This window comes from Bifidobacterium criceti, assembly GCF_002286935.1.
Lineage (GTDB): Bacteria > Actinomycetota > Actinomycetes > Actinomycetales > Bifidobacteriaceae > Bifidobacterium > Bifidobacterium criceti.
Map to the genome: position 1 here is coordinate 1 of NZ_MVOH01000024.1, position 10,309 is coordinate 10,309.

Here is a 10,309-nt window from a genome sequence, read left to right on the forward strand (position 1 = left end):
CTTCCAGTACACGTCGCTCTGGCCGAAATCGGCCTGCGCCTCGCCAGGATGCCACGACAGGTCCAGAAAGCCGCGCTGGCGTTCAAGGCCGAACTCACGTTTGAGCTCGCGCACCTTGCGCGTCACGGTGGACAATGACACATCAGCGCCGCACTCATCAACCAGACGCCGGTGGATACGGGTCGCCGTATGACGCTGCTTCGACCACGTCCGCCGGTCCTCGGCCAACCAGCCCTCGATCAACGGCACCCACCGGTCGATCTTCGACGGCCGCTCACGCCTCACCGGCGGCCTGTCGGACAGGTCGACCTCCCTGAGGTACTTGCGCACCGTCGGCTCGCTGATACCCAGCTCGCGCGCAATCGCGGCGACGGACGCACCTTCCTTTCGCATGCAACGGATAGAGTGAATGACGGACATGCTGATCATTGCCTTTCCGGACCTTTCAACTGGAAGAAGTCAGACGCTCCCAGTCAAACAAGGCCCTGTAACAGTGGTCGGCATGCTCCCATGACCAAACCCGAAACTTTTACATGACTAAAACCGCAATCTCTAATTGAACACAAACACGCGTCGGCACCGAATACGCCCTGCTCCCCGAGCAACTCGAACATGCCGGAGATCGCGTCAGTCTGCCGCCGTACATGAGCGGACTGCTGTAGCAACCGCGACAACTCGCACGGTCAACCGCATCGCAGTATGTAGAAAGGAGCAGTCCATGAAGTCACGCAAGGAGACCTTGGGAGTTCTTGGGCATTGGGGATTGGCGGATGAACCAATCACTGACATTCACCCCAAGGGCAGCGGAGAGGAAGAAGCCAGAGCCTTTTACGTCGGCGATGATTGTGTCCTGAAGTGTTCCGGAAACCTCGATGAGGTCAAAAATGCCGTGGCGCTCTGCGAGGCACTGCACAGTGCCGACATATGCGTGTCCCCAATCATCAGGACAACAGATGGCCGCGCATATGTACAGGACAGCGGACTGTTCTTCTATATGACCCAGAGAATCTTTGGTGCGCAATTGTCGGCTCAGGATTTTTACGAAGGGGATCACGCCACCAAAGCACGGATCTTCGGTGAGGCCATTGGAAAACTGCACCACGCTTTACGTCAAGTGACGGCGTCCGTGAACGATGTGAACCCGTACGAATCGGTGAAAGACTGGGCGTTGCCGACAATGAAACGCGTCCTTCCGCTTCCCGAATCATTCTGTCAGAAGTATTTGCATACATTTGGGGAATTGTATGATCATCTGCCCAAACAGATCATCCACGGTGACCCGAATCCATCGAATATCATCGTCTCGCACGACAAATGGGGTTTTATCGATTTCGAACTGTCGAAGAGCAGCCTGCGTATGTACGACCCCTGTTACGCAGCCCTCGCCATTCTCAGCGAAAGCTTCGACCCGAACGACGATGCCGCACTCTCGACATGGCTGAACATATACAGAAATATCATAAGCGGCTATGACGATGTGATGCGACTCACCGACAAGGAACGCATCGCGCTTCCTTATGTGATCGTGGCGGAACAGCTGACCAGTACGGCATGGTTCTCGGAACAGAGCGGATACACGAAACTGTTCGAGACCAACAAGCGCATAGCCGAATGGCTCATCTCCGTTTTCGACGAATTGGGATTCGACAGGATCGAGGAGTATGGCGTGGTGCAGGAATCCCAAGCTCCTTCTTGCTAAGGAACTTGGATTCCTGCACCACGCCCGCATTGCAGCCATCGGCATCCGATGCGAGCTTTATCGCCATCTTTCGTTGCGAACTGCAACAAGGCTCCCTAGTCTCGGATGCCTGTGCCTTCAGGGCTGATATCAGTTCACTTGGAGCTCGGTATGGTCAGTGAGACCGCACGCATCCTTGAACGCGTCGAATGCGGCACGATCCCCCATCGGGCTCAGCGGCGGTTTGCCAGAGAACGAGGGAATCTCCCCATTATCGCGGGGCAGCAGATCTTCTTCCATAAGGTATCCACGCACGAAAGCCGTTTCAACATCATTTCCCTGATACAGCTTCCCTCCGGACAGCTTGAGGACCGCTTCTTTGCCAACAAACGAGTACTTGAACCATTCCCACAGTGACATCTGCGGCTCTCCCGAAGCTTCCGGGAACACCCATGGCCTGCGGTACGTCTTGCCATCGCGTTCAGCGAGGTTCTTCAACGCATCCTCAATGCCTGAGGCGTTGAAAGACCAGCGCCAGATGTGGGTTCCACCGTTCCTGCTCTCATCGATGTATTGCAAGGCACGCTCAATACGACCGTACGCAAATGCGAGCACATCGGCTTTTTGGGTTGCTGAGTTGGAGTTCGATTGATGGGGCCAACGAATCACTTTCCAAGGTTCGAAGAGCTTTTTCTTCTCGTCGTCATCCTGATACTTCTCTTTGGAGATCACATCCCAACCGTCGCCACTCGTCAGCACGAGCACAGGTTTTCCATCTGGATCATCGGAAAGTTGGCGGATCTCTTCGACAAACATGTCGAACATGGCCTTGGTGAGTGAAGAGTCGTTCTTGCTTTGGCCACCGCTCTTCCTCGCTATGTAAAGCGTGGTGGAGGTGCCGGTGGAAATCCCCTTGTAGAAATCGGTCATATAGGCACCCTCCATGGGGGTGTCGAACGCCGCGCGGATAAGGAATTGCAGCGCCTTGGTATTCCCGGACTTCCGCTTGTCCACATCCCAATACGTACTATTGGCATCAAGCAAAGGATGAAAATCGTTGTACACCGGAATCAGGCTCGGATTCCATCCTGGATGGAACGCTCCTCCCCAATTGCCAAACGCGAAAATGAACTGGGTGTTGAGCGGCCGATCGGAACCACCGACTTCTTCACCTTGTTCACGCGGCGCAAAAGCGACATCATAGAATCGGGTCATGGCTTGCCTATGGGACTTGCACCAGTCGCCGATATCCCATCCGGCCAGCGTCTCCGCTGTGAAGCCTGCTTTGTCGGTTTGGTTGCCATCGAAGTACAGTTCATCCGCAGCCTTGCTGAGTGGCGCATTCCTGTCCTTAGGAAGGATAACGGATGGAATGACCCAATTACCATAGAGGCCCGCCGGCGATTCGCACAGAGTGTTGTAGATGGAGTTCACCATATTCGGTATGTGCGCATTGTCGACAGCAGCATACTCGGTATGGTTGCTCTTCAACCATTCGTAGAAAATCTCATCCCATTCAGAAACAATATCTATATTCAATTCTTTGAAATTATCGTAATCAATCGTCCAATTCTCGACATTTTCTTCAAGATACTGCACGAAATCACCGATAAGCTTTTCGGCACAATTTCTTATTTTCTTAGAAATTTCTTTATATCCCTCAATCCGTGCCCGTTTTTCCTCTTTCGTGGTATTTGAAGCGAACCACACCTCCGTACCATCGTCACCATCATTCGGTTGGCCATTGGCACCGGCAGGCGTGTACTTCGCCCATTCCCAGCCATCGCGACCACCGTATATCACACGCGAATCAGCGCCATATTCGTATTTGCACAGATACACCATGCCATCTATTCTGGCGTTCCACTCCAGCATAAGGTGGTGGTACTCCGGACTGTTCTGCAATGCGAGGAGCGCCACATAACGGCGCGCAAGCACCCCAGCCTCAGTATCCGGCTTTTTCTCAGGGTTGACAACACCGTCAATAAAACTTGCCGCAGTCTTATTCGACACTCCATATCTGTTGTAATCTTGTTCTTCCGCAGCTCTTTCCATTTGTTCTTCACTGCGTTTTTTCCAAATTGAGCTGAATGCGGCTTGTAGAATTTGGGTTCTCCACATCTTCTTCGGAGCCTTTTCGGCTTCCTTTTCACTCAATCCCGCCTTCTCGAATTGGTTCTTGAGCAGCTCCTCATAACCCAGCGGTTCCACCGCCAGATTCACAAACGCCTTACGTGCCTGATCATTGTGCTCGCTGTTGCCCATGCGATCTCCTTTATTGATCCTATTCCTGTGGCCGACCGAAGCGCCGCACAAGCCCGTGCCGCGTCCGCCACCCCCATAGCCAAGCAAGTCCGGTGCGCCTCACTGCCACACCTCCCGCCTGTCTACGACGGCTACGGTCTTCCATCACCGTTCGCCTATGTCACATATGGACATACCTTGCGGTCAAACCCAAGGCTAGACCCACTTTTCCATAATGGCAATTTTTCGCAGACTTTTTAGGTAGTTTGGCAAACAATTCGCGAAATCTCCCACCCTCCCTCATCAGCACTTGATGAATTGTCACACAGGAACTGCCCGATGGCCACCACACAGACCCCAAATCGGTGAGATACGGTCGACCTACTGCTCGGCGACCATACCGATCAACGCGTCGGCCTGATGATCGATCGACGTGCGCGCGGCGTCGTCGAGTTCGAGGGTGTTGCTGACGAACATCTCACGGCTCAACGCGACACCGGTGAACGTCGCGGGCGCGAACCGCATCTGCATGAACTCAAGGACCGGCAGCAGCGTCGCGAAGCTGTCGCGCACGCAATTCGCGCCGCCCGCGCCGCTCATCGTCATCGTCTTGCCGAACAGCGGCGACGGCGAACCATCCTCAGCCGGACGCGACAGCCAATCGAGCAGATTCTTGAGCGGACCGGGCATCCCGTGGTTGTATTCGGGAGTCACGATCCACAACGCGTCGGCACCCGCGACCGCGGCGCGCGCGGAGGTCACCGACTCCGGATTCGGGAACTCCTCATCCTGATTGAACACGGGCACGTCATGCCAATCGAGGAAAATCACGTTCGCACGTCCCGCGAGCGCATGCGCGGCGAACTGCGCGAGTTGTTTGTTGAACGACTGTTTGCGCAGCGAACCGACGATCATCAATACCGTCGGCAGACTACCGTCATGTTCCGCGATGCGCGCTTCGTTGGCTGGTTCCATGGTTCGTTCCTTTCGTGGAATCGGATTGGTGATGTACCTGTTCCAACAGGTTGCGCGCACCGACGCATCCGCATCTCGCGATGGGCGGAGCGCAGCCGTGCACATGCGCGGATGTTGTCGTGTGTGGTGTGCGTGACGTCACGCAGTGCCGTCGTTGCGCGCGTACGGGTTCACAAATCGGCAATCGGTGCTGTCAGACGATTTGTGAACTGCTGTGCCGCGGACGCTCGCGGCACATGTGCGCAAAACGATTACGTATGCGCACATGTGTGCCGAATGATGATGCCTGTGTGCGCAAATGTGCGGTTCTCACAGCGCGCGCGGCACAGCATCCGTACGTGCAGGTCACAAAACGACGATTCGATCGGACTATCGATATATGAACGACGGTGTCCTACGATGCCGCCGCCTAACCCATGGACCAGATCAACATCAACCTGTGACAGCGTGATGATAGTGACACCGCAATACTCATCCACTTTTTCTGGAATCCGATTACTCGACATGCCGTTCATGTTGACCTTCACATCATGTCAGGCCGTAGCGTACGAATCATGCAAATGAGTGAACAACGGACAATCGGAGAGACGTCGGCACTGCACACCGTGCGCGCGCTTGGCTGCACAAGTACGATATTCGCAATCGGCAAGAAACAGAGTCGCCTGCGCACCTATACGCGCAACTCGAGCATCGAATGACCTGATTCTCCGCTGATTGGTTCAGAGGGTGCGGGATATGGCACAACGGACGACCGCTGCGCCACATCCCGCCCTTATCTGCTCATCTCAACCACCAACCGCTGCGCCCCTTGGTCGCACGGCCGCCTTCTGGTTTGTATTTGAACGTCGCTCCCTCCTCGGCAAGCTTGTCCATGAGGCCGTTCAACGAATCATCGCCAAGTACCCAAAGACTTCCACCTCGCGAGCGCTTATCGATGTATTCGATATGCGCGGCACGAAGCTCATCGAGGAGCCAATCGCCGGTACTTTCAGACTTGTTTGATTGCGGTTGGGAAACCCGTGGCTGCTGAGTTTCCGCGTCTCCGGTATTGCCACGGGTGAAGGCTTCATTGACAAGTTGAGGCAATGTGCCGGCTTTTGCCGCAGCTGCCGCGTCCGCCTGCACAAAATTGCAGTTCTCACGTTTGAGTGTGTCGTCAAAACCGAGAATGTAGTTCATGGCAATGAGATAGATGATGCGCGTGGGAGCCATGCCGTACACCTGCTTATGCAGAATATGGCGGATACGTTCACCCTCATCCGGATAGGCCCGCTTAAGACCTTCACTCTTGAACAGACGTTTGACGATTTCGGTGATATACAGCCCGGATTTCATATACAGATCCGCAAATGTGAAGTCCGGATTATCGAAGCAACCCGGATTCTCCCGCTCCAGATCATCTACCATCCGTGCGACGACCCAACGTGGTGTGAAGATCTGATTGGTCTTCTGAGGAGGAATGTAGTCAAAGATGTCTTCGGTACGCGATTTGTCAAAATAGTTCGCAAGTTCACGTTTCTTGTTCAAGAACTCCTGAATGGAATCATTGAACACGGTCTCATCGAACAAATGTCCTGCAAAGTGTTCCCCGTTACGTTCACCACCATCACGCAGAAAACGGAAGTCTTCCTCGGTGATGCCGGTGACGTCTTCGAACACCTCGTCTTCGGTGTAGTCATCGAAATTCGCCAGAGTCAGATGCTCATCACCATACGCCATCACAAAACTCGGAATCGTGCGGGCGAAGCCACGCAGCAACGCGCGCACCTCATTTTCCGCTTCCTGCTTCTCTTCCTGAGCCTTGATGGTTTCAACACGTCTCACAATCTCTTGAGGACGTGTGTTGATCAGATTCTGCGTGGTCTTCTCAACTTCGCTCTTCGCTTCCTCCACGGCTTTGCGCAAAGTCTCCGCGTAGTCACGTTCGGCTTCGTCGATGGCAACCGTCGAATCAGCCTGATCGATTCTGCGCTGGCGCTCCACTTCGGCGATTCGGCGCTGCTGGTTGAGGTCCTTCTGAATTTGATCGATTTCTTTGTCGATCCGCCTCGCATTCTCCCGTGCAAGCGCTCGCTGGGTGCTTTTCTTGACACCATAGTGTTCGCTCGCCGGTCCGATGATTTTAGATTCGACAACATCTTTGAGTGTGGCGCCAAGTTTAGCGATGGCGGAATCGGTCTCGTGCTCATCCGCCTTATGCATCGCATCAAGTACATCATCGATGCTCGTTGCGGTTTCGCTGTAGATTTTGGGCCCGAAGATATCGGCCGTCTGCCCGATGACGATTTGTTCGGGGATGTCCACTTCACCATGCTCATCCAAAGGAAGATCACCAAGATTCTGCAAAGTATTGTGCTTTGCATCGAAATCCTTGGCACCAGCAGGAGTGAGATGCTGCAGGATGTTCTTGACGGCATCAGGAGCCCCGAACACGTTGGAGATATCCGCGAACAGGTAATTCGAGATGAACCCGTGCCGCACCACCTCACGACTTTTGAGCATGCGCGGGATGGACAGCACCTGTTGCGCGTCGATTGGCTCCATCCGACCTTGGTCGTCTTCTCCAATCACCGGGAAGAAGTTGAGCAGTTCACGAATGTTCCGTTTCCGGTCGTCACTTGTTCCCCGCCCTGAAGCAGTATCAGCATTAAGATTATTGGCGAATTCGTCATAGATAACGAGCGTGCGCGCCGGATCGAAATCGAATACATAGGCCCGTTCCTTGCGCAACCGCACCGGAAGACCATCGCGCAGCACAGTCATATCACATGGATTCTGCACGCGGAAAGCAGCTTGCATATACGCCGAAGGACTCTTCATGTTCGACAACATGAGGACGCCTGACCATTCCGGCACCGTGACCCCTACTGTGAGCTGCCCTACGGAAAGCGTGATGGTCTTGTCATGCTCCGCAATGGCCTGCTTGACGCGGTGGTAGGAGTCAGCAGTCGCTTTCTCGTCATCAATGGAGCCGTCCCCAGCAGCCACGATAATCTCGTACTCGCCGAACACTGGATGTTCTTTCAGCAACTTCGCGAGCGTTTTCGCGCTATCCACTCGATTCAGCAGCCACAGCGTATGAGATAGTTCCTCCCGCAGCTTGGGAGTGGAGAAGGGGTACCGTTCCTGCGTGGTAAGCGCATCAAGGAACCGACGAACATCCTTCTCATGTGCGAATGCCATACCACCATGGGACGGCACGGTTGCGAAGAACTCGTTGAGATCGAACGCATAATCCACGTTCGTCCCGTCGTCCGCAATCACCGCACCTGCGCGCGCCTCGCGTTCCACCATCGAAGACATGCGATAGGTGTACATCTGCAGTTCGGGTAGTTCCGCATAGGCGTTATCATCATCAACGCTCCACTCATGCTTTGCCCGCTGCTCATCCTCATACGACCAGTTGTAGATCTGCGAGTCAGAGAACCGGCCATCAGCCAACGCCTTGAACGGCGTACCGGAAAGATACAACGTGTGATGCCGCTTGATATTGTCGAAAGCTCGGTCCGTACGGAGCGTATCCACGCCTTCCTGCGACTCGTCCACCACAAGCAGATCAAACTCCAGCTCACTGATCCATTTCAGCTTGTCATGCTGACCACCGAAATAGATAGAGCCTTTCAGCCCCTGCAAGGATTCGAAAGCCAGCATTCCCGGCTGCGAGCCGGGATCGCCGTGCCGCACAAGCTGGTTGTATTCATCACGTGAATAGACATGCGGCGTCTTCTTCACCGCGTCGTTCGATGAGACAAAGCACATGTCACCACGCCATCCGATGAAACGGTTGAAGTCCTCGGCCCATGAATTCGCAATGCTTGGCCTGTTCGTCACAACAAGAGCCTTGATTGGCCGTTTCAATCGGTGCGCCATACGTCGCATCAGGTCATAGGTCGAAAGCGTCTTACCGAAACGAGGTTTGGCGTTCCACAGGAACTCGTTTCCTCCGGCATCGAAATAAGCGAGCGTCTCCCCCACGGCCTTTTCCTGCTCAGGACGAAGCGTATAGTCCGAGCCGTCATAGTCATCCACCGAGACCTTGTGCTTCTTGAATTCGTCCAGATACTGATGAGCCAACGTCGGATTGATATGGAACCATTCATTGTTCTTGTTGGGCTCCTGTTCCACCCCTTTTCGTCTTCTCAGAAAAGCATGGAAATCCTTGTCTCGGAAATATTCACCAGACCCATCGTCATACATGGCATTCGACTGCCACGCCAAGTGAAACATCACATCGGCAGTATGCGTCTGCTCACTGATTCGTTCATTGACATCACGTTTCGTATCTCCGATTTTCGTCCAACCATCATGCCGTGCGATTTCAGGGGTCGTGTAAGCATAGATCATAGGGACGATGCGCTTGAAAGGCTTGATATTGACAGCACACATATCAGCTCATCTCCTTCACATGTGATTCAATGAATTCAATCTCATGTTCATCCAAACCATATTTCGTATACAATTGCTGATCGATGCCTGCAACCGACTGAGACCAATCAATGTCCGACGAAGACGTGAAATCCTGAAGGGGAACACATTTCCAAGTTTCACGATTATTATCTTGCGTAATTTTAAGAATACCCAACATAGTCCGAAGGAACTTGGTCTTAACGTACTTCAGTATATTTTCTGCCTCCGATTTATCATCAAAGGCCCCAATACTTATGAAAGTTTGGGTGTATCCCTCTCCCGGAGAAGCCACTATCGGCGTGCTGAGAACTTCACCCAAGACACCAGTACCATTGACTCGAACTACCAACACCTTCCACTTGTATAGATTCTCATGCTCATGGTCAACATACTTCGCCGGGATATAACGCCATTGTCTTTTATTCTTTACAACACCCAGAACAGCTATATCATCTTCTTCGTTCTTCTCAGCAGTAAACAAACCAACTTTATCAAATATATTATTTCTAAATCTTCTGTCTCTACCCTCACTTCCGAGAACCGCTTGGTATTCAGGATGGTCACTATACAAAGTTTTTAAATCAAATCTATTCTGTACATATATAAGGTTCATCAGACTATCTCCATCATTTTGCGGAGAAGCCTTTTCCATAATGCTTTTCAACTCAGAGTAAGGGGTAAAAACGTCAATCGCACCGTAATCTTTCCGCCGATCACGATAGGTAATTGCAACACCGCCTTTAATATCAGTATTAATAAAGATACTGCTAGCATCCTGCTCATACTGCAGAACTTTCAGATGCGGATCCGCAAGCATCTTACGATTCCACTCTTTTGGGGTACTACCAGCATTAAAAAGAAAACGAGCAGGATGAATCAATTCAACCACATCAGCAATCTGATATGCAGCATCCATAAAATAATGGTATATAGGAGGAGCGAATCCTTTGTTATCCCCTGACGATTCTTCCTGATATGGCGGATTTCCTATAATATAATCAAACT

At 52.7% G+C, this 10,309-nt stretch carries 7 protein-coding genes; 2 read left to right on the plus strand and 5 right to left on the minus strand.

Annotation, left to right across the window (positions count from 1 at the left end):
* Positions 1 to 420, minus strand: a 420-nt coding sequence (locus B1526_RS08710) for a helix-turn-helix domain-containing protein (protein ID WP_235607125.1), incomplete at its 3' end; no start/stop codon positions are given.
* A 298-nt stretch (positions 421 to 718) separates the two neighbouring features.
* Here B1526_RS08710 and B1526_RS08715 point away from each other — a divergent pair.
* Positions 719 to 1,699, plus strand: a complete 981-nt coding sequence (locus tag B1526_RS08715; RefSeq protein WP_095615666.1) for a phosphotransferase enzyme family protein — start codon at positions 719 to 721, stop codon at positions 1,697 to 1,699.
* Positions 1,700 to 1,828: 129 nt separating this feature from the next.
* Here B1526_RS08715 and B1526_RS08720 read toward each other — a convergent pair whose 3' ends face one another.
* The gene (locus B1526_RS08720) at positions 1,829 to 3,943 is read right to left on the minus strand and encodes a hypothetical protein (protein WP_095615667.1); all 2,115 of its coding nucleotides are present in this window, start codon (positions 3,941 to 3,943) and stop codon (positions 1,829 to 1,831) included.
* Between the two features lie 360 nt (positions 3,944 to 4,303).
* Positions 4,304 to 4,897, minus strand: a complete 594-nt coding sequence (locus tag B1526_RS08725) for an NADPH-dependent FMN reductase (protein WP_095615668.1) — start codon at positions 4,895 to 4,897, stop codon at positions 4,304 to 4,306.
* A 560-nt stretch (positions 4,898 to 5,457) separates the two neighbouring features.
* Here B1526_RS08725 and B1526_RS09150 point away from each other — a divergent pair.
* A complete protein-coding gene (locus B1526_RS09150; RefSeq protein WP_157908723.1) occupies positions 5,458 to 5,595 on the plus strand; it encodes a hypothetical protein in 138 nt (45 codons plus the stop codon).
* A gap of 82 nt (positions 5,596 to 5,677) precedes the next feature.
* Here B1526_RS09150 and B1526_RS08730 read toward each other — a convergent pair whose 3' ends face one another.
* Positions 5,678 to 9,283, minus strand: a complete 3,606-nt coding sequence (locus B1526_RS08730) for a DEAD/DEAH box helicase family protein (protein WP_095615669.1) — start codon at positions 9,281 to 9,283, stop codon at positions 5,678 to 5,680.
* Position 9,284: 1 nt separating this feature from the next.
* Positions 9,285 to 10,309: Eco57I restriction-modification methylase domain-containing protein (locus tag B1526_RS08735; protein ID WP_201260153.1), on the minus strand; the 1,025-nt coding region annotated here is incomplete at its 5' end.